Raw genomic sequence first — 20041 nt, forward strand, 5'->3', positions numbered from 1 at the left:
CGGATGGCTGTTTTTGCCGGACACAAATCATAAGCGGAAACGTTTTCGTTTGCACACTTTTCCGTAAAAAAAAGGGCGCCTCGGCGCCCTACGGATTAATCAGTGAAGGGAATAATGATTTCTCCCGGTTTCACCTCTATCCCTTTAGCATACTTTTTCGCAAGCGCTTCACCCTTGCTCTTGTCTTCACTTAAGACATAGGCTGGCTGCTGATTAAAATAGTTACGCAGCGACTGATTCAGATAAGGCATCAGGGTTTGCAGCACAGATTTCATCTTGTCCGGCGTGACTTCCGCATCGACGACTTCCATCTCCTGCAGGTAAATAGCCCCTTTCTCTTTGTTAAAGACCGGCAGCGCTTTCAGCTTCAGCTTGATATTGGCTTTCTGGTTGCCGAAGAGGGAGGTCATATCGAGGTTCGCATCCCCGTTCAGCGTCACTTTGTTTGGCTCTTCACGTCCTATCTGGCTGGTCAGGTTGCTGAGGACGATATGCGCATCGGCAAGCCCGGGGACGCCGATGTCTTTTGAAAAGTTGTTATGTTTTTCCAGCGCCTGATTAATTTCCTGTTCACTGACGGTGTATTGCGTAAGCTGGTTACAGCCCACCAGCAGACCGCTGACAATGAATGCAGCGGCAATGACAATTTTCTTCATAGTGTTCCTCAACGAAAAATCGGCGCTTCTGTCCTGTTACGTCAGTATGTCAGTGTGAAATGGCAGAAACCAGCAGAAAAAACTGAGAAGTGAGGCGGGAGCGACCTCCCGCCAGAGGGAAGGGCTACGCGCCAGGTTCGAGCATGCCGCTTGCGCTGCGCTTCTGGCTGAACTGCCACCAGAGGGCCAGCAGCGTCATAAAGCCCACCGCGCCGAGCATCATCCACGGCAGTTCCGGCTGATTCAGCGCTTTGCCTGCATCAAACAGCCAGCCGCCGCCGGCGTAACCCAAAGCCCCACCAAAGGCCAGACCGAGTCGGCTGAACCCCATATAGCTGCCGCGGGCACGCGCATCTGCAAGCGAGGCGCTCAGCGTCTCACGAGCCGGCTCGGCGATGATAGAGCCGATATAGAAGGTGCAAATCAGCGTAAACAGCTGCTGGAGAGAATTCACCAGACCGATGGGCATCATGCTCAGCGTCATTAAAAACAGCCCGGCCATCAGACGATGCTCCAGGCGAAAACGCCGTTCGCTCCAGCGGGCAATCGGATAGAGCAGCGTCAGCGAAAGCGCGGCTTCGATGGCGTACATCCATTTCACGGCGGCCGGGGTTCCCGCAATATCATTGACCATGATAGGCAGCATCAGCATCACCTGCACGGCAAGCATGTAGTAACCCGTCAGGGTCAATACGTAGGTGACAAAACGTTTGTCGTGCAGGACGCGGCCCAGCCCTTCGCGTACCGGCGCTTTCACCGTTGACAATTTCCATGCTGGCAGATACAGGCCATTAAAGAGGGCGCACAGAATAAAGAGCACCGCGCCAGCCGCGCAGACCAGACGGAAATCGTACTGCAGCAACCAGCTCCCCAGAAGCGCGCCAATTACCGCGCCCGCGCTGTCCTGCATCATCAAAATCGAGAAGAAACGTCCGCGGTGCTGCGGGCGAATTAACTTCACCACCAGCGCGGTGCGCGGCGGGTCAAACAGGGTTCCGCCGATCCCGGAGAGAAAGCAGGAGAACCACAGAAGCCAGGGCTCATGGGCAACCGCCATCGTGGCAAAGCCTGCCGCACGAAGCAGCATACCGGTCACAATCATCGGTTTCGCGCCAAAGCGGTCAGCAATGGCACCGCCAAACACCCCAAGGCCTTGCTGGACAAACTGGCGTAAACCCAGCGCGATGCCAACCATCAGCGCCGCCCAGCCCATTTGATCGACAAAGCGGATCGAGATAAGAGGAAACACGACAAAAAAGCCGAGCACGACCAGCATGTTATCGACTAGCAGGAAATATTTACCCAGGCTCCTCGCCTGTGATACGCGGGACATTTTCCCTCCAGGGAAAACAGGATGGTGAGCACGCTAACATTCTGCGGGGTTACTGCGCGTTTTCCCACCCCTGGGCGTGACAATATTTTTTTATCAAAAGAGCGCTTTGATAGAGAGTTCTCATCGAAAAATGTGAAAAGAGGTCAAAATGGTATGTCACTGTTTTCACAGACGGCGCAGGCACAGGTATAGTAAAGCTAATGGGTCAGCAGAAGTGACGGGAAGGAGTGGTATCGATGTTTGGCTATCGCAGTAATGTGCCAAAAGTGCGTCTGACAACGGACAGGCTGGTCGTTCGTCTGGTGCATGAGCGTGATGCCTGGCGTCTGGCGGATTATTACGCCGAGAATCGCCAGTTTTTAAAACCCTGGGAACCCGTTCGGGATGAGAGCCATTGTTACCCATCCGGCTGGCAGGCGCGCCTCAGTATGATTGCGGAATTTCATAAGCAGGGAAGTGCGTTTTATTTTGCGCTGCTGGATCCCGAAGAAAAAGAGATCATTGGCATCGCCAATTTTTCAAACGTCGTGCGCGGATCGTTTCACGCCTGCTACCTCGGCTACTCCATCGGTCAGAAATGGCAGGGGCAGGGGCTGATGTATGAAGCATTAACGGTGGCGATCCGTTATATGCAACGCACGCAACATATCCATCGTATTATGGCGAACTATATGCCGCATAATCAGCGCAGCGGTAATTTGCTGGCGCGTTTAGGGTTTGAGAAAGAGGGTTACGCCAAAGACTATCTGCTGATAGATGGAGAATGGCGCGACCATGTCCTCACGGCATTAACCACCCGGGACTGGACAGCGGGTCGCTAAGGAGAAGAGATGAAATATCAGTTAAGCGGTGCAGAAGCGCGCGTCGTCGGATGCCTGCTGGAAAAACAGGTCACGACGCCGGAGCAATATCCGCTCTCTGTCAACGCCGTCATGATGGCCTGCAACCAAAAGACCAACCGCGAGCCGGTAATGAACCTCAGCGAGCATGACGTTCAGGATGTGCTGGATGAACTGGTGAAACGCCATTATCTGCGCACCGTCAGCGGCTTCGGAAACCGCGTCACCAAGTACGAACAACGTTTTTGTAATTCCGAATTCGGCGACCTGAAGTTGAGCGCCGCGGAAGTGGCGGTGATCGCGACCCTTTTACTGCGCGGGGCACAAACTCCCGGCGAGCTGCGCACACGGGCTTCCCGTATGCATGAGTTTGCGGATATGCAGGAAGTGGAACAAACCCTGGAAGGGCTTGCAACCCGCGAAGATGGCCCTTACGTGGTGCGTCTGGCACGCGAACCGGGCAAGCGTGAGAGCCGCTATATGCATCTCTTCAGTGGCGAGGTGGATACCGCGACGCTGGCAACGGAACAAGAGTCCACTGTTGTCAGCGGCAGCCTGACGGCGCGCGTGGACGCGCTGGAAGAGGAGGTCGCTGGGCTGAAGCAGCGCCTGGACGCACTGCTGGCACATTTGGGAGATTAACAGTGAAAAAATTACGTGTAGGGGTGGTGGGGCTTGGCGGTATTGCGCAGAAAGCCTGGTTACCGGTATTAGGCGCGGCAACGGACTGGACGCTTCAGGGCGCGTGGTCACCTACCCGCGAGAAGGCTGAACGCATCTGCGCAACCTGGCGGATACCATACGCCGCTTCGCTGTCGGATCTTGCCCGCGAGTGCGATGCGGTATTTGTGCATACCTCAACGGCAACGCACTATCAGGTGGTCAGCGAACTGCTGAATGCCGGTGTTCACGTCTGTGTGGATAAGCCCCTGGCGGATAACGTTCAGGATGCCGAGCGACTGATAGAGCTGGCGGCACGCAAGAACCTGACGCTGATGGTGGGCTTTAACCGCCGCTTCGCTCCGCTTTATCAGCAACTGAAGGCACAGCCGGGCGCGCTGGCCTCCCTGAGGATGGATAAACACCGTACCGACAGCGTCGGGCCAAACGATCTGCGCTTTACGCTTCTCGATGATTATCTGCACGTGGTGGACACGGCGCTCTGGCTGACAAACGGCCAGGCTCAGCTGAAAAGCGGGACCCTGATGACCAACGATCTGGGCGAGATGGTCTACGCCGAGCACCACTTTGCGCTGGAACATCTGCAGGTGACCACCAGCATGCATCGTCGTGCGGGCAGTCAGCGGGAGTTTGTCCAGGCCGTCACTGACGGTGCGCTGTATGACATCACCGACATGCGGGAGTGGCGTGAAGAGAAGGGCAACGGTGTGGTCACGCTTCCGGCGCCGGGCTGGCAGAGCACTCTGGAGCAACGCGGCTTCGCGGGATGCGCCCGTCACTTCATTAGCTGCGTGCAAAATCAGACGGTTCCGGAAACCGCCGGTGAACAGGCCATCATGGCGCAACGCATCGTGGAACGGCTCTGGCGAGAGGCCATGAGTGAATAACCCTCTGTAACATCTGCCGATAGTAATTCCCTTAAATCCGGGTAGACTAAGCGCCGATTGTTGGTTTCGCCGGGAGGCTTTTCGCCTACCCGGCCTGCAAATCCGAAGGCCTGCGCAAGCGCAACGCCGTCGGGCATTCATTACGCCTGCTCTGCAGGCGTTTTGCCGTATGGTTGTGGAAATTCACATTAATGAACTTATTAAAATCGCTGGCAGCCGTCAGCTCGATGACCATGTTTTCTCGCGTACTGGGTTTTGCGCGCGATGCCATTGTGGCAAGGGTTTTTGGTGCTGGGATGGCAACGGACGCCTTTTTCGTCGCGTTCAAACTGCCGAATTTATTGCGCCGTATTTTTGCTGAGGGGGCTTTCTCGCAGGCCTTCGTTCCAATTCTGGCGGAATATAAAAGCAAGCAGGGCGAAGATGCTACGCGGGTGTTTGTCGCCTATGTCTCCGGGCTACTGACGCTGGCGCTGGCTATTGTGACAGTCCTGGGGATGCTGGCTGCGCCCTGGGTGATTATGGTGACCGCGCCGGGGTTTGCCGACACCGCTGATAAATTTGCGCTCACCACCCAGCTGCTGCGCATTACCTTTCCTTATATCCTGCTGATCTCACTGGCCTCGCTGGTGGGGGCAATCCTCAATACCTGGAACCGCTTCTCCGTTCCGGCGTTTGCGCCGACGTTTTTGAATGTCAGCATGATCGGCTTTGCCCTGTTTGCCGCACCGCATTTCAACCCGCCGGTACTGGCGCTGGCCTGGGCGGTGACCGTGGGCGGCGTCCTGCAGCTGGCATATCAGCTGCCGCATCTGAAGAAAATTGGCATGCTGGTTCTGCCGCGCATTAATTTCCGTGATGCCGGCGCAATGCGCGTCATGAAGCAGATGGGACCTGCAATCCTCGGGGTTTCTGTCAGCCAGATCTCACTTATCATCAATACCATCTTTGCCTCTTTCCTGGTGTCCGGTTCGGTCTCCTGGATGTACTACGCTGACCGTCTGATGGAGTTTCCTTCTGGCGTACTGGGCGTCGCGCTGGGGACGATTCTGCTGCCGTCGCTCTCTAAAAGCTTTGCCAGCGGCAACCATGATGAGTATTGCCGCCTGATGGACTGGGGCTTACGCCTCTGTTTCCTGCTGGCACTGCCAAGCGCGGTGGCGCTGGGGATCCTCGCGAAACCGCTGACCGTCTCGCTGTTCCAGTACGGTAAATTTTCAGCCCATGATGCGTCCATGACTCAGCAGGCGCTGGTGGCGTACTCGGTGGGATTGATGGGGCTGATTGTTGTTAAAGTGCTGGCGCCAGGGTTCTACTCCCGTCAGAACATTAAAACGCCGGTGAAGATTGCCCTGGTGACGCTGGTGATGACCCAGTTGATGAACCTGGCGTTTATTGGCCCGCTGAAGCACGCGGGGCTGGCTCTGTCTATTGGTCTGGCGGCCTGTCTGAATGCCGGGCTGTTGTACTGGCAGCTGCGTAAGCAGGATATCTTCACGCCGCAGCCGGGCTGGGCGAGTTTCCTTGTGCGACTGGTTATCGCGGTGCTGGTGATGGCAGCGGCGTTGCTCGGCATGATGCACGTGATGCCGGAGTGGTCGCTCGGCACCATGCCTTATCGTCTGCTGCGACTGATGGCCGTGGTGGGTGTTGGGGTTGTGGCTTACTTTGCCACCCTCGCCGTGTTGGGCTTCAAAGTGAAAGAGTTTGCCCGCCGTACGGCATAAACGCCAAAAGGGGAGTTCACCTTATGGTGCTCCCCACTGCTTGATTTGTCGCTTATGCTTCAAATCGAAATCTTTTTCCCGCCCGTAATACGTGCCGTCGCTGTCTGCCCATCCGCACCGTACAGCCCGGTTTCTTTATGCGGTTTTAACACCTCAAGCGCTTGCTGATTACGCTCTATCTGACCTTCAAGCAGCCAGCCGTTATGCTGGTTGAGATCGCGAAGGTGCTGGGTTTTTTCTGTAATAGTCTGCCAGCGCTCAACGATATCGTCGTTAGCACTGCGCTTAGGATCCTGCTCAGCGCGACGTTGCTGCTCAAGGTAATCCAGCGTCGCCAGAAGCGAGCTTTTGTCTTCAGTTATACGCTGCAACGCGCTGCCGTTGATGTGACCGGAAGAGAGGTGCTGTTGCTCAGCGTCCATTACCGTTTTCAGGTCGTTCAGGACAACCGTCATTTGATCCAGTATTTCTGACAGTCGACTCATACGGTTAGTTACTCTGTAAGAAACTCTGCGCTTCCTGAATCAGGGCGTCAGCAATTTTGCTGGTGTCCATTTTCAGCTCGCCGTTACGAATAGCCGTTTTCAGCGCTTCAACGCGTTCCATGTTGATATCGTTGCCGCCTGGCTGCATCAGTTTTGCCTGGGCATCGCTCAGGGTTACGCTGGTGCTGTTAGACGTTGACGGTTTTTCCAGACGCGTTTTCTGCGGCGTAGCGTCATTCGTTTCGCGAGGTTGTACAGCGCTTACCGGCTTCAGGGCTGATGTACGATCAATGCTCATAGTGTTGTCCTCATCGAGGGTTCGCGGCGTTGGCGCCTGACATCATCATTAGTTGAATATTTATCGGCAGCTGCAGCGAAATCTTTAAAAAGATTATAGGTTAATCAGAATATTCCCATCAGAATCGACGGTTCCGCTAACCACCTGCCCTGAAGACATTCTGACGCGGGCATTTTGTGCCACCGCGGCATTGTTTAACGCTTTCCCTTCACTGTTGATACTGAAGCCATCTCCATTGGCCACCACCATCACCTGTTGACCCGCCTTGACGCGCCACGACTGGCGCAGCATCGATAGCTGTATCGGCTGACCCGGTGCGACATCACGCAGGCTGACGGCGTCCTGCGCCTGGTTAATTTCAAGCATTGTCCGTGGCGGCAGCTGATCCAGACGGCCACGTTTCAACGTCACGCTGTTGGCCTGCAGTGCGGTACCCCGGGCAATGGGGACAGCGGCGACAACATAATTGCCTGTCGCCTGGACTGCAACCTGTAAATACCGTTTTTCGTTGGCGCAGCGTGCCAGCACGTTCACGTTCCCCCACAGTCTGGTGGTGCCGGTCACGGTAAATGACGGCTGCTCACAGGAGGGATACAGATTTGGTGGCGTGCGTACCGTGACGACAACTTCATCGCTAAAGCCCGCCAGCTTCTGGGCAAAAAAGGTGTTTAGCTGATCCTGTAAACCATCCGCCTGCACCAGGGGGCTAAAAAGCAAGAAAGTTGCCATCAGGCCACGTTTTAACGTTTGCATCGCAAGTTCCACCGTTTCCAGAATTGAGTGAATTCTACCTGCAGTGGTTTTTCATCAACGCAATAAATAGCGACGCATTTTGCGCTTATTCCGTCGATAAGGCGGATGGGTTGAGATTTAAGCTGTGAACTGAAATTTTGCCATCAGCGGAGGAGACATGCTCGATAAACTCGACGCCGCGTTACGTTTTCAGCAGGAAGCGCTCAATTTACGTGCCCAACGGCAGGAAATTTTAGCCGCCAATATCGCTAACGCCGATACGCCAGGGTATCAGGCGCGCGATATTGATTTTTCCAGTGAGCTTAAAAAAGTGATGGAGCGTGGACGCGCAGAAGGGAGCGGTGTCGCGCTCGCGCTGACCTCCTCACGTCATATTCCCGCTCAGACGATGACCGCACCAACGACCGATTTGCTTTATCGCATTCCCGACCAGCCTTCACTCGACGGTAATACCGTGGACATGGACCGGGAGCGTACACAGTTTGCCGATAACAGCCTGAAATACCAGACAGGCCTGACCGTTCTCGGCGGACAAATCAAAGGCATGATGAACGTCCTGCAGGGGGGCAACTGATAAATGGCCTTGCTGAATATTTTTGATATCGCCGGCTCGGCGCTTACCGCGCAGTCCAAACGTCTGAACGTAGCCGCCAGTAACCTGGCGAACGCCGACAGCGTGACCGGACCAGACGGTCAGCCTTATCGTGCGAAACAGGTCGTCTTTCAGGTCGATGCGGCGCCAGGCGCGGCCACCGGCGGTGTGAAAGTCTCTGATGTGGTTGAGAGCCAGGCACCGGACAAGCTGGTGTATGAGCCTGGCAACCCGCTGGCGGATGCGAACGGTTACGTAAAAATGCCTAACGTGGATGTGGTGGGTGAGATGGTGAACTCCATGTCGGCGTCACGCAGTTACCAGGCAAACGTCGAAGTGCTTAATACCGTGAAGAGCATGATGCTCAAAACACTCACTCTCGGCCAGTAAAGGAGACATGCATGTCCATCGCCGTAAATGTGAATGATCCCACGAACTCAGGTGTTAATGGCGCCAAAAGTTCGACGGGTTCCAACGCCCTGACGGGCAGTAACGCGTCCGATCTGCAGAGCAGCTTTCTGACGCTGCTGGTGGCGCAGCTGAAGAACCAGGATCCCACCAATCCGATGCAGAACAACGAGCTGACCACGCAACTGGCGCAGATCAGTACCGTCAGCGGCATTGAAAAGCTCAATACCACCCTTGGCTCCGTTTCCGGTCAGATTGATAACAGCCAGTCTCTGCAGGCTGCGAATCTGATTGGTCATGGGGTGATGATCCCGGGGACCACGATCCTTGCCGGCACCAGCACTACCGAGGGGACGTCAACCACGACCACCACGCCGTTTGGCGTTGAGCTGCAGCAGCCGGCTGACAAAGTGACTGCGACGATCAGCGATGCGAGCGGGGCAGTGGTTCGCACCATTGACATTGGTGAGCTTAAGGCAGGCGTACACACCTTTACCTGGGACGGCAGCCTGACCGACGGCACGAAAGCACCAAACGGTTCTTACAAAGTGGCGATCAGCGCCAGCAACGGAACCACCCAACTGGTGGCGCAGCCACTGCAGTTCGCGCTGGTTCAGGGCGTGATTAAAGGCGCCGGCGGTAACAAACTGGATTTGGGTACCTCGGGTACCACCACGCTCGACGAAGTTCGGCAGATTATCTAAGCCTTAACACTTATCAGGAGTAAGTCATGGCCTTTTCTCAAGCGGTCAGCGGCCTGAATGCTGCGGCCACCAACCTGGATGTCATTGGCAACAACATCGCCAACTCCGCGACCTATGGTTTTAAATCCGGTTCTGCCTCATTTGCAGATATGTTTGCCGGTTCCAAAGTGGGTCTGGGCGTGAAAGTTGCGGGCATCACTCAGGACTTTACCGACGGTACGACGACCAACACCGGTCGTGGTCTGGACGTCGCCATCAGCCAGAACGGTTTCTTCCGTATGGTCGATTCCAACGGCTCTGTGTTCTACAGCCGTAACGGTCAGTTCAAACTGGACGAAAACCGTAACCTGGTGAACATGCAGGGTCTGCAATTAACCGGTTATCCTGTTGCGGGTACCCCGCCAACGGTTCAGACCGGCGCTAACCCGCAGGCGATCAATATCCCAACGACCTTGATGGCGGCGAAATCCACCACCACCGCGTCCCAGCAGATCAACCTGAACTCTACTGACACCGCGCCAACCACGGCCTTTGATCCGACCAACCCTGACAGCTACAACAAAAAAGGGACGGTGACGGTCTTTGACAGCCAGGGTAATGCGCACAACATGAACCTGTTTTACGTTAAAGACGCGACTCCGGCAAACTCCTGGAAAGTCTATGCCCAGGACGGCAGCGTTGCAGGAAGCACGCCATCCCTGGCGACCACGCTGACCTTCAACACCAGCGGCGTACTGACCGGCGGCGGCAGCATCAATATCACTACCGGCACCGTTCCAGGTGCAACGCCAGCCACGTTTGCGATGAGCTTCGCCAATTCCATGCAGCAGAACACCGGCGCCAATAACATCGTGGCAACCAACCAGAACGGTTACAAACCGGGTGACCTGGTGAGCTACCAGATCAACGACGACGGCACCGTGGTGGGTAATTACTCCAACGAACAGACCCAGGCCCTGGGCCAGATCGTGCTGGCTAACTTCGCCAACAACGAAGGTCTGAAGTCTGAAGGCGATAACGTCTGGTCTGCCACCCAGTCTTCCGGCGTGGCGCTGCTGGGTACCGCGGGCTCCGGTAACTTCGGTACGCTGACCAACGGTGCGCTGGAAGCGTCTAACGTGGATCTGAGTAAAGAACTGGTGAACATGATCGTCGCGCAACGTAACTATCAGTCGAACGCACAGACCATCAAAACCCAGGATCAGATCCTCAACACGCTGGTTAACCTGCGTTAAGCGGCTGACAGGAAAGCGCAATGGATCACGCAATATATACCGCGATGGGCGCGGCAAGCCAGACGCTCAATCAGCAGGCTGTTACTGCCAGCAACCTGGCAAACGCCTCTACACCGGGCTTTCGTGCGCAGCTTAATGCGCTGCGTGCGGTCCCGGTGGAAGGGCTCTCCCTGCCGACGCGTACGCTGGTCACGGCCTCTACACCGGGTGCGGATATGACGCCAGGGCAGATGGATTATACCTCACGCCCGCTGGACGTTGCCCTGCAACAGGACGGCTGGCTGGCGGTGCAGACCGCTGACGGCGGTGAAGGATATACCCGTAACGGTAACATCCAGGTGAGTGCCACGGGCCAGCTGACGATTCAGGGTCATCCGGTAATGGGTGAAGCGGGTCCGCTGACGGTGCCGGAAGGGTCTGAGCTGACTATCGCGGCCGACGGGACCATTTCGGCATTGAACCCGGGCGATCCGGCCAATACCGTTGCGCCCGTTGGGCGTCTGAAGCTGGTGAAGGCGGAAGGCAAAGAGGTGCAGCGTGGCGATGACGGGATGTTCCGTCTGACCCAGGCGACCCAGGCCACTCGGGGTGCCACGTTACAGGCCGATCCGAGCATCCGCGTGATGTCCGGCGTTCTGGAAGGCAGTAACGTCAAGCCGGTCGAAGCGATGACCGACATGATCGCCAGTGCCCGTCGTTTTGAAATGCAGATGAAGATTATCAGCAGCGTTGATGAAAACGCGGGCAAGGCTAACCAACTTCTGGCTATGAGTTAACAGGACTCCTTATGATCAGTTCTTTATGGATCGCGAAAACTGGCCTGGACGCGCAGCAAACCAACATGGATGTGATTGCCAACAACCTGGCAAACGTCAGCACCAATGGTTTCAAGCGTCAGCGTGCCGTTTTCGAAGATTTGCTTTATCAAACCATCCGCCAGCCGGGAGCGCAGTCTTCTGAACAAACGACACTGCCATCCGGTCTGCAGATTGGTACCGGTGTTCGTCCGGTAGCCACCGAGCGTCTGCATAGCCAGGGCAACCTGTCTCAGACCAACAACAGCAAAGACGTGGCAATCAAAGGCCAGGGGTTCTTCCAGGTGCAGTTGCCTGACGGTACTTCTGCCTATACCCGCGACGGATCGTTCCAGGTCGATCAGAATGGTCAGCTGGTGACGGCGGGTGGTTTCCAGGTTCAGCCTGCGATTACCATCCCGGCGAATGCCCTGAGTATTACTATCGGGCGTGACGGCGTGGTGAGTGTGACGCAGCAGGGGCAGGCCGCACCTGTTCAGGTTGGACAGCTAAACCTGACCACCTTCATGAACGACACCGGTCTGGAAAGCATTGGTGAGAACCTCTACACCGAAACGCAATCCTCCGGTACGCCAAATGAAAGCACCCCGGGCCTCAACGGTGCGGGTCTGTTGTATCAGGGTTATGTGGAAACCTCGAACGTGAACGTTGCGGAAGAGCTGGTGAATATGATCCAGGTTCAGCGCGCGTATGAAATTAACAGTAAAGCAGTGTCGACGACCGACCAGATGCTGCAGAAACTGACGCAACTCTAAGGTGTAGCCCGGTGCGGTCAACGCCGCGCCGGCTCCCTGTTTTCGAAGATGAAGGCAATGCAAAAAAACGCGGCGTTTCGTTATCCGATACTGACTGTTCTGGCTGTCACCCTCAGCGGGTGTGCCTTGATCCCGTCTAAACCTTTAGTGCAGGGTGCGACTACCGCCCAACCCGTTCCTGGCCCGGCGCCAGTGGTGAACGGCTCCATTTTCCAGACCGCGCAGCCAATCAATTATGGCTATCAACCGCTGTTTGAAGATCGCCGCCCGCGTAATGTCGGCGATACGTTGACCATTGTGTTGCAGGAAAACGTCAGCGCGAGCAAGAGCTCGTCGGCGAATGCCAGCCGCGATGGCAAAACCAATTTCGGTTTCGATACCGTTCCACGCTATCTGCAGGGCCTGTTCGGCAATGCGCGTGCTGATGTCGAGGCCTCTGGCGGCAATACCTTTAACGGTAAAGGTGGCGCGAATGCCAGCAATACCTTTAGCGGCACGCTGACGGTGACGGTTGACCAGGTGCTGGTTAACGGCAATTTACACGTTGTGGGTGAAAAACAGATCGCCATCAATCAGGGCACTGAGTTCATTCGTTTCTCGGGCGTGGTTAATCCTCGCACCATCAGCGGCACCAACACCGTTCCGTCCACCCAGGTGGCGGATGCGCGCATCGAGTACGTCGGTAACGGCTACATCAATGAAGCGCAAAATATGGGTTGGCTGCAGCGTTTCTTCCTTAACTTATCGCCGATGTAAGCGAGGTGACCCATGTTTAAATCGATCTTCGCCGTGGCGCTGGCGCTGGTGGCAACGTTTGCCCAGGCTGACCGTATTCGCGATCTCACCAGCGTTCAGGGCGTACGCGAAAACTCGCTGATTGGCTATGGCCTGGTGGTGGGTCTGGACGGAACGGGCGACCAGACCACCCAGACGCCATTCACGACTCAAAGTTTGAACAACATGCTTTCCCAGCTCGGTATTACCGTCCCGGCGGGAACCAATATGCAGCTGAAAAACGTGGCCGCGGTCATGGTCACCGCCTCCTACCCGGCGTTCGCGCGCCAGGGGCAGACAATTGATGTCGTGGTCTCGTCAATGGGTAACGCCAAAAGCCTGCGTGGCGGCACGCTGCTGATGACTCCGCTGAAAGGGGTCGACAGCCAGGTTTATGCGCTGGCGCAGGGGAACATTCTGGTCGGCGGTGCCGGCGCGTCTGCGGGCGGCAGCAGTGTGCAGGTGAACCAGCTGAACGGCGGGCGTATCACCAATGGTGCGATCATTGAGCGTGAACTGCCGACCCAGTTTGGCGCAGGTAACACCATTAACCTGCAGCTGAATAATGAAGACTTCACGATGGCGCAGCAGATTGCCGACACCATCAACCGTAGCCGCGGCTACGGCAGCGCCACGGCGCTGGATGCCCGTACCGTGCAAATCCGTACTTCTACCGGCAGCAGCAACCAGGTCCGTATGCTGGCTGATATCCAGAATATGGAAGTGAATGTTCCGGTTCAGGATGCCAAAGTGATTATCAACTCGCGCACCGGTTCGGTCGTAATGAACCGCGAAGTGTCGCTCGACAGCTGTGCCGTGGCGCAGGGTAACCTCTCCGTGACGGTTAACCGTTCCGCCAACGTCAGCCAGCCTGATACCCCGTTCGGGGGTGGCCAGACCGTGGTGACGCCACAAACGCAGATTGATTTGCGCCAGAGCGGTGGGTCGCTGCAGAGCGTACGCTCCAGCGCGAACCTCAATAGCGTGGTTCGGGCCCTGAATGCCCTGGGGGCGACGCCGATGGATCTGATGTCGATTCTGCAATCCATGCAAAGCGCGGGCTGTCTGCGCGCCAAACTGGAAATCATCTGATGCTGACCGATAGCAAGCTGTTGACCGGTGCTGCCTGGGATGCCCAGTCGCTCAACGAACTGAAAACCAAAGCAGGTAAGGACCCGGCGGCGAATATCCGCCCGGTCGCCCGCCAGGTGGAAGGGATGTTTGTACAGATGATGCTGAAAAGCATGCGTGAAACCCTGCCGAAAGACGGGATGTTCAGCAGTGATTCAACCCGTCTTTACACCAGCATGTATGACCAGCAGATTGCGCAGCAGATGACCGCCGGGAAAGGCCTCGGTCTGGCTGATATGATTGTCAAACAGACCGAAGCCGCGCAGGGCATCCAGCCGGATGATAAGCCACAGCAGGTGCCGATGAAGTTCGACCTGCAAACGGTGACCAGTTATCAGAATCAGGCCCTGACGCAGATGGTGCGCAAAGCCGTACCGAAGGCCACGAGCACCAGCGATGAGCCACTTTCTGGCGACAGCAAAGACTTCCTGGCGCAGCTCTCGCTGCCGGCACGTCTTGCCAGTGAACAGAGCGGCGTGCCTCATCACCTGATCCTCGCGCAGGCGGCGCTGGAGTCCGGCTGGGGTCAGCGGCAGATCCGTACAGAAAACGGCGATCCGAGCTTTAACATCTTCGGCGTGAAGGCGACGTCGAGCTGGAAGGGGCCGACCACCGAGATCACCACCACTGAATATGAAAACGGTGCGGCGGTGAAGGTTAAAGCCAAATTCCGCGTCTATAGCTCCTATCTGGAAGCCTTATCCGACTATGTGGGCCTGTTGAGCCGAAATCCGCGTTACACCGCCGTTACACAGGCGGCAACCGCGGAGCAGGGCGCTCAGGCACTGCAGAACGCGGGCTACGCTACCGATCCGAACTATGCGCGTAAGCTCACCAGTATGATTCAGCAGCTGAAATCGATGGGCGAGAAGGTCAGTAAAGCCTATAGCACAGATATCGAAAATCTGTTCTGAAAGTTCTCAAGTCCCGGTGGAGGCTGCCGATAACCTTCATCAGGACTCGTGTCTGAACGTATAAAAGGAACCCCCATGTCCAGTTTGATTAACAGTGCCATGAGTGGCCTCAGTGCTGCGCAGTCGGCACTCAATACCGTCAGTAATAATATTTCAAGCTATAACGTGGCAGGTTATACCCGCCAGACGACAGTGCTGGGCGCGTCAAACAGCACGCTGACCGGCGGTGGCTGGGTAGGTAACGGGGTTTATGTCTCCGGTGTCCAGCGTGAGTATGATGCATTCATTACCAACCAGCTGCGCGCCGCGCAGACCCAGAGCAGTGGCCTGACTACGCGCTATCAGCAGATGTCAAAAATCGACGATGTGCTCTCGGATACCACCAACTCGCTCTCTACCACGCTGCAGGACTTCTTCAAAAGTCTGCAGACGCTGGTGAGCAACGCAGAAGATCCGGCTGCGCGCCAGACGGTGCTGGGCAAAGCGGATGGCCTGGTCAATCAGTTTAAAACCAACGATCAGTATCTTCGCGATCAGGATTCTCAGGTGAATACCGCGATTTCTGCCAGCGTCGATCAAATTAATAACTACGCCAAACAGATTGCGAACCTGAACGATCAGATTTCCCGTCTGACCGGCGTGGGTGCTGGCTCATCACCAAATGACCTGCTCGATCAACGCGATCAGCTGGTGAGCGAACTGAATAAAATTGTCGGTGTTGAAGTTTCTGTGCAGGATGGCGGCACGTATAACGTCTCATTTGGCACCGGTTACAGCCTGGTACAGGGGAGCAAAGCGAACCAGCTGGCTGCGGTGAATTCCAGCGCAGACCCAACCCGTACAACGCTGGCCTATACCGATGACGTTTCCGGGAATATCGAAATTCCTGAGAAGCTGATTACCACCGGCACCCTTGGCGGTTTACTCACCTTCCGCTCTGAAGATCTGGATAAAGCGCGTAATAACCTTAACCAGATGGCGCTGGCCTTTGCTGACGCGATGAACAAGCAGCATGAAGCGGGTTTTGATGCTAACGGCGATGCTGGCGGCAAGCTCTTTGACTTTGGCTCGCCTGCGGTTGTGTCCAACAGCAAGAATTCAGGTACCGCCGCGCTGACAGCCTCCGTGGCTGACAGTACTAAAGTCCAGGCAACCGATTATAAGCTGCAGTTCAACGGAACCGACTGGACCATTACGCGTACGTCGGATAAGACCAGTTTCACGATGAGTCCGGATGCGAGCGGCAATCTGTCTTTCGACGGCCTGAATGTCAACGTGAGCGGTACCGCGAATAACAAAGACAGTTTTGTTGTGAAGCCCGTTTCTGATGTCATCGTAAACATGGAACTCAAGTTTAATGATGAGTCCAAACTGGCGATGGCATCGACAAGCGCCGGTGGCGAAAGTGACAACCGCAACGGTCAAAAATTGCTGGATCTGCAAAATAGCAAGCTTGTCGGCGGGAATAAGTCTTTCAATGATGCTTATGCTTCCCTCGTCAGTACCGTTGGTAGCTCAACAGCGGCACTGAAAACCAGCAGCGAAACGAAAGCGAATGTGGCGACGCAGTTAACCAAACAGCAGCAGTCGATCTCAGGGGTAAACCTTGACGAAGAGTACGGCAATTTGCAGCGCTATCAGCAGTATTACCTCGCTAATGCGCAGGTTCTACAAACTGCCAGCTCGCTCTTTGATGCAATCATTAATATTCGCTAAGGCTGAGGTGAAACATGCGTATTAGCACCCAGATGATGTACGACCAAAACATGCGCGGGATCACCGATTCCCAGAGCAAGTGGTTGAGTTATGGTGAACAAATGTCCACCGGCAAGCGTGTCAATCGCCCGTCGGACGATCCCATCGCGGCGTCGCAGGCTATTGTTCTGTCGCAATCACAGTCACAAAATAGCCAGTTTGCGTTGGCAAGATCGTTCGCATCACAAAAAGTTTCTCTCGAAGATAATGTGCTTAACCAGGTCACTGCCGCTATCACCAGTGCTAAAGAGAAATTAGTCTATGCCGGAAACGCAACCTTAAGTGATGACGATCGCCTGTCGCTGGCGAGCGATTTGCAAGGTATTCGCGACCAATTGATGAACCTTGCAAACACCGCGGATGGTAATGGTCGGTTTATTTTTGCCGGCTTTAAGACTGAAGTGCCACCGTTTGATTCCGTTACCGGTGATTACAAAGGCGGTACTGAGGCTATTTCGCAGCAGGTTGATACCGCGCGTAATATGGTCATTAGCCACACGGGTCAGCAGATCTTCGAAAGCATCACCAGTAACGCCAAAGAACTGCCTGGTGGCGGATATGGCGAGACGAACATGTTCAAGATCCTCGATACGGCGATTACCGCGCTTAAGGTTCCCGTCGATACCGACTCTGCTGCAGCTGAAGCACAGGGGAAAATCATTTCTGATGCTCAAACCGGCATCACAAACACCCAGAACAACATTCTTACTGTCGCTGCTGATGTAGGTACCAAGATGAACGAGCTTGAAAAGCTGGATAACCTTGGTGACGATCGTGCACTGGGCCAGACTAAGCAGATGAGCGACCTGGTTGATGTGGACTGGAACGCAGCGATCTCCTCTTACACCATGCAGCAGGCCGCGCTGCAGGCATCTTATAAAGCGTTTAGCGATATGCAGGGCATGTCCCTGTTCCAGCTGAACAGATAACATCTTGACCTCTTGGAACATGTCTTGAAACTGGGCATGTTTTACTGCCCAATCCGTGTGGATTGGGCATTTTTTTTACGCGATTTCTGCCGGTGCGGAGGCGACGCGTGCACTTTCAATCAGACGTATTGCCAGCGCAATGACACCGCATACCGTTGCCAGGGCAACCACGCCCGTCCAGCCAGCCAGTGTGTAGATTTTACTCCCCGCAGCCGAACCCAGCGCCATGCCGATAAAGACCACCGTAAAGAGCAGGGCATTAAGACGCCCCCTGGCCTGAGGCTCAAGGCTATAGACCAGATTCTGGTGCGCCACCAGACTGGACTGCAGGCCCAGATCAAACCCGATGGCTGAGACAGCAATCAGAATCAGTTGTCCATGAAGACCCAGCGCGGGCATCAGGAACATCAGGGCAAACGAGACGGTAACCAGTGCCGCGCCAAGCTGCGTGACTTTTCCGGCGCCCAGCTTGTCCGCCAGACCTCCCGCCAGCGGGGCGGCTAAGGCCCCCGCGGCCCCGGCAATACCATAACCACCCGCGACGGCGCTCCCCAGGTGATAGCTCTCCAGCAGCATAACCGCCAGCGTTGACCAGAAGGCGCTAAAGGCAATCGACAGAAAACCCTGTGCCAGTGCTGCACGACGCAGAGCCGGATAACGACGCCACAGATGTTCCATTGAGCGCATCAGGGCGGGATAACTCAGCGTGGAGTGAATGGCAAAACGCGGGAGTACCCGCCACATCACCGCCCCAATAAATGCGATGCTTACAGCGGCCAACTGATACATGACGCGCCAGCCAAAAGCTTCACCCACCACACCGCTGACGGTTCGCGACAGCAAGATGCCCATCAGCAACCCTGTCATCACGGTTCCCACGGTTTTTCCCTGTTTCCCTTCGGGGGCGAGGATAGCCGCTGCGGGAACGATATCCTGTGCCATGGTCGCGGCCATGCCAATCAGCAGGCTTGCCATCAGCAGTGAGTGCTGCTGCCCGGTCAGGCTGCAGCCCAGCAGAAACAGTGCCAGGGCGGCGCTTTTTATCAGGATTAACGTCCTGCGGTCGTGACGATCGCCAAGTGGCAACAGAAAAAGAATACCGAGCGCGTAGCCTGCCTGGGTCAGCGTCGGAACCAGCCCCATCCCTTCAATACTAAGATGAAGGTCGGCGCCTATCAGCGGCAGCAGCGGTTGCGCGTAGTAAATGGATGCGACGCTAAAGCCAGCCCCCAGAGCCAGCATAAAAATCACCCAGCGACTGGCGGCATGGGGAGCAGTTGTTGTGTTCATAAGACGTTCCTCACTCATAATGTGCCGCTATTTTTTATCACTACGCCTTGCGACGGTAGAGGGCCTGGTGGTAAAACGCTTATACGTTTGGCGTATAGCAGGGAAAATGATGAAGCGAGTTGAACGTATAGACAGGGTGGAACTCATGCGCACATTTGTTCGTATTGTGGAAAGCGGATCGCTATCCGGGGCGGCAAGACTGCTTGCGACGAGCCAGGCCACGGTGAGCCGCCGCCTTCAGTCTCTGGAAACGCTGCTGGGGGTACGGCTTTTATTGCGAACCACCCATGCAACAAAACTTACCGATGACGGCGAGCGCTGCTATCAACATGCCCGGCGGGTCATTGATAGCTGGCTGGCACTGGAAGATGAAATCGGCCAGACGGAGGACGAGCCGGTTGGGGTGTTACGGGTACGTGCACCGCACGCCTTTGGGCAGGATCAGCTCCTGAGACCGTTAACGGAGTTTTTGCAGCGTTATCCTCAGCTGTCGGTGGAGTGGATGCTCAACGATAAGTCGGTAGATTTTCTGAGCGACAATCTGGATTGTGCTATTCGAGTTGGCGCAGAGGTGGATCCGGCAACCGTCTCCGTGCTGCTGGCAGAAGTGCCACGCTGTGTGGTGGCTTCGCCTGCGCTGCTGGACCAGTTTGCGCCGGTTCACACACCGGAGGATCTGCAGGCGCTGCCCTGGATTGCCATCAGCACGTTCTATCAGCGACATGTGGAGTTGTGGGATGATCTTGCGCAGGTAAAACGTATCTCCATTGCGCCACGGTTAAGCACGGATAGTCTGCATGTTGCGCGCAATACCGCCCTGACAGGGTTAGGGGTGGCGATGGTTTCAAGCTGGACGGTCAAGGAGGATATCCAGGAAGGGCGCTTAGTGCATTTGCTTCCACAGTGGCAGCCCGCCGCGCTCCCGGTTCATCTGGTTTATCCGTGGTCGCGTTATTATCCGGCGCGTTTACGCCGTTTTCTGGAGATGATGAAGAGGGTGATGCCGGACATTGCGGGTATGAGAAAGCCGGCACGCGAGCAATAAAAAAGCCGACCCGAAGGTCGGCTTTTTACGCTATG

22 protein-coding genes are annotated in these 20041 nt (G+C 55.8%); 16 read left to right on the plus strand and 6 right to left on the minus strand.

Features of this window, described 5'->3' with window-relative positions; translation table 11 throughout:
• Nucleotides 1-95 precede the first annotated feature (95 nt).
• Nucleotides 96-656, minus strand: coding sequence for a lipoprotein (locus BJP35_RS13225; RefSeq protein WP_020884685.1), 561 nt, complete (start codon nucleotides 654-656; stop codon nucleotides 96-98).
• Nucleotides 657-780: 124 nt separating this feature from the next.
• Nucleotides 781-1989 carry a multidrug efflux MFS transporter MdtH gene (gene mdtH / locus BJP35_RS13230; protein ID WP_014169547.1) on the minus strand — a complete coding sequence of 403 codons (1209 nt, stop codon included), beginning with the start codon at nucleotides 1987-1989 and terminating at the stop codon, nucleotides 781-783.
• Nucleotides 1990-2225: 236 nt separating this feature from the next.
• On the opposite strand from mdtH, the gene rimJ reads away from it, so the two are divergent.
• The 4 genes from rimJ to murJ all read left to right on the plus strand — a co-directional run bounded on the left by rimJ (nucleotide 2226) and on the right by murJ (nucleotide 6123).
• Nucleotides 2226-2810 carry a ribosomal protein S5-alanine N-acetyltransferase gene (gene rimJ, locus BJP35_RS13235; protein ID WP_013097146.1) on the plus strand — a complete coding sequence of 195 codons (585 nt, stop codon included), beginning with the start codon at nucleotides 2226-2228 and terminating at the stop codon, nucleotides 2808-2810.
• 9 nt (nucleotides 2811-2819) lie between these two features.
• Entirely contained in the window at nucleotides 2820-3470 is a 651-nt protein-coding gene (locus BJP35_RS13240; RefSeq protein ID WP_014169549.1) for a YceH family protein, read from the plus strand.
• 2 nt (nucleotides 3471-3472) lie between these two features.
• Entirely contained in the window at nucleotides 3473-4396 is a 924-nt protein-coding gene (locus BJP35_RS13245; RefSeq protein WP_086463318.1) for a Gfo/Idh/MocA family protein, read from the plus strand.
• Between the two features lie 191 nt (nucleotides 4397-4587).
• Nucleotides 4588-6123 (plus strand): murein biosynthesis integral membrane protein MurJ, encoded by a 1536-nt coding sequence (gene murJ / locus BJP35_RS13250; RefSeq protein ID WP_020884681.1) that lies wholly within the window; start codon nucleotides 4588-4590, stop codon nucleotides 6121-6123.
• 59 nt (nucleotides 6124-6182) lie between these two features.
• On the opposite strand, the gene flgN is transcribed toward murJ, so the two are convergent.
• From flgN to flgA, 3 genes are all read right to left on the minus strand, one after another.
• Nucleotides 6183-6608 (minus strand): flagella biosynthesis chaperone FlgN, encoded by a 426-nt coding sequence (gene flgN / locus BJP35_RS13255; RefSeq protein ID WP_025204463.1) that lies wholly within the window; start codon nucleotides 6606-6608, stop codon nucleotides 6183-6185.
• A gap of 4 nt (nucleotides 6609-6612) precedes the next feature.
• Nucleotides 6613-6906: a flagellar biosynthesis anti-sigma factor FlgM gene (gene flgM, locus BJP35_RS13260; protein ID WP_014169554.1), complete on the minus strand. Its 294-nt coding sequence runs from the start codon at nucleotides 6904-6906 to the stop codon at nucleotides 6613-6615.
• Between the two features lie 93 nt (nucleotides 6907-6999).
• Nucleotides 7000-7659, minus strand: coding sequence for a flagellar basal body P-ring formation chaperone FlgA (gene flgA, locus BJP35_RS13265; RefSeq protein ID WP_086463319.1), 660 nt, complete (start codon nucleotides 7657-7659; stop codon nucleotides 7000-7002).
• Between the two features lie 157 nt (nucleotides 7660-7816).
• On the opposite strand from flgA, the gene flgB reads away from it, so the two are divergent.
• The 11 genes from flgB (at nucleotide 7817) to flgL (ending at nucleotide 17671) form a co-directional block, all read left to right on the plus strand.
• Nucleotides 7817-8233, plus strand: coding sequence for a flagellar basal body rod protein FlgB (gene flgB, locus BJP35_RS13270; protein WP_014169556.1), 417 nt, complete (start codon nucleotides 7817-7819; stop codon nucleotides 8231-8233).
• Nucleotides 8234-8236: 3 nt separating this feature from the next.
• Entirely contained in the window at nucleotides 8237-8641 is a 405-nt protein-coding gene (gene flgC / locus BJP35_RS13275; protein ID WP_013097138.1) for a flagellar basal body rod protein FlgC, read from the plus strand.
• A gap of 11 nt (nucleotides 8642-8652) precedes the next feature.
• Nucleotides 8653-9363, plus strand: coding sequence for a flagellar hook assembly protein FlgD (gene flgD / locus BJP35_RS13280; RefSeq protein WP_020884678.1), 711 nt, complete (start codon nucleotides 8653-8655; stop codon nucleotides 9361-9363).
• 26 nt (nucleotides 9364-9389) lie between these two features.
• Nucleotides 9390-10598: a flagellar hook protein FlgE gene (gene flgE / locus BJP35_RS13285; RefSeq protein ID WP_014169558.1), complete on the plus strand. Its 1209-nt coding sequence runs from the start codon at nucleotides 9390-9392 to the stop codon at nucleotides 10596-10598.
• Nucleotides 10599-10618: 20 nt separating this feature from the next.
• Complete coding sequence (locus tag BJP35_RS13290; protein WP_014169559.1) at nucleotides 10619-11374, plus strand: flagellar basal body rod protein FlgF; 756 nt, start codon at nucleotides 10619-10621, stop codon at nucleotides 11372-11374.
• An 11-nt stretch (nucleotides 11375-11385) separates the two neighbouring features.
• Nucleotides 11386-12168, plus strand: a complete 783-nt coding sequence (flgG, locus tag BJP35_RS13295) for a flagellar basal-body rod protein FlgG (protein ID WP_008500810.1) — start codon at nucleotides 11386-11388, stop codon at nucleotides 12166-12168.
• A 57-nt stretch (nucleotides 12169-12225) separates the two neighbouring features.
• Entirely contained in the window at nucleotides 12226-12924 is a 699-nt protein-coding gene (gene flgH / locus BJP35_RS13300) for a flagellar basal body L-ring protein FlgH (RefSeq protein WP_023311139.1), read from the plus strand.
• 12 nt (nucleotides 12925-12936) lie between these two features.
• Nucleotides 12937-14034 carry a flagellar basal body P-ring protein FlgI gene (locus BJP35_RS13305; RefSeq protein WP_014169561.1) on the plus strand — a complete coding sequence of 366 codons (1098 nt, stop codon included), beginning with the start codon at nucleotides 12937-12939 and terminating at the stop codon, nucleotides 14032-14034.
• Nucleotides 14034-14987 carry a flagellar assembly peptidoglycan hydrolase FlgJ gene (gene flgJ, locus BJP35_RS13310; protein ID WP_086463320.1) on the plus strand — a complete coding sequence of 318 codons (954 nt, stop codon included), beginning with the start codon at nucleotides 14034-14036 and terminating at the stop codon, nucleotides 14985-14987. Before BJP35_RS13305 ends, flgJ begins: the two co-directional genes overlap by 1 nt.
• 75 nt (nucleotides 14988-15062) lie before the next feature.
• Nucleotides 15063-16703 carry a flagellar hook-associated protein FlgK gene (gene flgK / locus BJP35_RS13315; protein WP_086463321.1) on the plus strand — a complete coding sequence of 547 codons (1641 nt, stop codon included), beginning with the start codon at nucleotides 15063-15065 and terminating at the stop codon, nucleotides 16701-16703.
• 14 nt (nucleotides 16704-16717) lie between these two features.
• A complete protein-coding gene (gene flgL / locus BJP35_RS13320; RefSeq protein WP_014169564.1) occupies nucleotides 16718-17671 on the plus strand; it encodes a flagellar hook-associated protein FlgL in 954 nt (317 codons plus the stop codon).
• A 75-nt stretch (nucleotides 17672-17746) separates the two neighbouring features.
• On the opposite strand, the gene BJP35_RS13325 is transcribed toward flgL, so the two are convergent.
• Complete coding sequence (locus BJP35_RS13325; protein WP_086463322.1) at nucleotides 17747-18961, minus strand: MFS transporter; 1215 nt, start codon at nucleotides 18959-18961, stop codon at nucleotides 17747-17749.
• A 19-nt stretch (nucleotides 18962-18980) separates the two neighbouring features.
• Between BJP35_RS13325 and BJP35_RS13330 the strand changes: the two genes are divergently transcribed.
• Nucleotides 18981-20006 carry a LysR family transcriptional regulator gene (locus tag BJP35_RS13330; RefSeq protein ID WP_086463323.1) on the plus strand — a complete coding sequence of 342 codons (1026 nt, stop codon included), beginning with the start codon at nucleotides 18981-18983 and terminating at the stop codon, nucleotides 20004-20006.
• The last annotated feature ends 35 nt before the right edge of the window (nucleotides 20007-20041 follow it).

This window comes from Enterobacter sp. J49 (assembly GCF_002148625.1).
Classification (GTDB): domain Bacteria; phylum Pseudomonadota; class Gammaproteobacteria; order Enterobacterales; family Enterobacteriaceae; genus Enterobacter; species Enterobacter ludwigii.

What these genes read in the sequence shown, in the direction of transcription:
- flgH (WP_023311139.1), top strand. Translation starts at nt 12,226, where the DNA reads ATGCAAAAAAACGCGGCGTTTCGTTATCCGATACTGACTGTTCTGGCT.
- BJP35_RS13330 (WP_086463323.1), top strand. Translation starts at nt 18,981, where the DNA reads ATGTGCCGCTATTTTTTATCACTACGCCTTGCGACGGTAGAGGGCCTG.
- flgG (WP_008500810.1), top strand. Translation starts at nt 11,386, where the DNA reads ATGATCAGTTCTTTATGGATCGCGAAAACTGGCCTGGACGCGCAGCAA.
- flgJ (WP_086463320.1), top strand. Translation starts at nt 14,034, where the DNA reads ATGCTGACCGATAGCAAGCTGTTGACCGGTGCTGCCTGGGATGCCCAG.
- BJP35_RS13305 (WP_014169561.1), top strand. Translation starts at nt 12,937, where the DNA reads ATGTTTAAATCGATCTTCGCCGTGGCGCTGGCGCTGGTGGCAACGTTT.
- flgA (WP_086463319.1), bottom strand. Translation starts at nt 7,659, where the DNA reads ATGCAAACGTTAAAACGTGGCCTGATGGCAACTTTCTTGCTTTTTAGC.
- murJ (WP_020884681.1), top strand. Translation starts at nt 4,588, where the DNA reads ATGAACTTATTAAAATCGCTGGCAGCCGTCAGCTCGATGACCATGTTT.
- flgE (WP_014169558.1), top strand. Translation starts at nt 9,390, where the DNA reads ATGGCCTTTTCTCAAGCGGTCAGCGGCCTGAATGCTGCGGCCACCAAC.
- BJP35_RS13240 (WP_014169549.1), top strand. Translation starts at nt 2,820, where the DNA reads ATGAAATATCAGTTAAGCGGTGCAGAAGCGCGCGTCGTCGGATGCCTG.
- BJP35_RS13290 (WP_014169559.1), top strand. Translation starts at nt 10,619, where the DNA reads ATGGATCACGCAATATATACCGCGATGGGCGCGGCAAGCCAGACGCTC.
- BJP35_RS13325 (WP_086463322.1), bottom strand. Translation starts at nt 18,961, where the DNA reads ATGAACACAACAACTGCTCCCCATGCCGCCAGTCGCTGGGTGATTTTT.
- flgN (WP_025204463.1), bottom strand. Translation starts at nt 6,608, where the DNA reads ATGAGTCGACTGTCAGAAATACTGGATCAAATGACGGTTGTCCTGAAC.
- mdtH (WP_014169547.1), bottom strand. Translation starts at nt 1,989, where the DNA reads ATGTCCCGCGTATCACAGGCGAGGAGCCTGGGTAAATATTTCCTGCTA.
- BJP35_RS13225 (WP_020884685.1), bottom strand. Translation starts at nt 656, where the DNA reads ATGAAGAAAATTGTCATTGCCGCTGCATTCATTGTCAGCGGTCTGCTG.
- rimJ (WP_013097146.1), top strand. Translation starts at nt 2,226, where the DNA reads ATGTTTGGCTATCGCAGTAATGTGCCAAAAGTGCGTCTGACAACGGAC.
- flgD (WP_020884678.1), top strand. Translation starts at nt 8,653, where the DNA reads ATGTCCATCGCCGTAAATGTGAATGATCCCACGAACTCAGGTGTTAAT.
- flgC (WP_013097138.1), top strand. Translation starts at nt 8,237, where the DNA reads ATGGCCTTGCTGAATATTTTTGATATCGCCGGCTCGGCGCTTACCGCG.
- flgL (WP_014169564.1), top strand. Translation starts at nt 16,718, where the DNA reads ATGCGTATTAGCACCCAGATGATGTACGACCAAAACATGCGCGGGATC.
- flgK (WP_086463321.1), top strand. Translation starts at nt 15,063, where the DNA reads ATGTCCAGTTTGATTAACAGTGCCATGAGTGGCCTCAGTGCTGCGCAG.
- flgB (WP_014169556.1), top strand. Translation starts at nt 7,817, where the DNA reads ATGCTCGATAAACTCGACGCCGCGTTACGTTTTCAGCAGGAAGCGCTC.
- flgM (WP_014169554.1), bottom strand. Translation starts at nt 6,906, where the DNA reads ATGAGCATTGATCGTACATCAGCCCTGAAGCCGGTAAGCGCTGTACAA.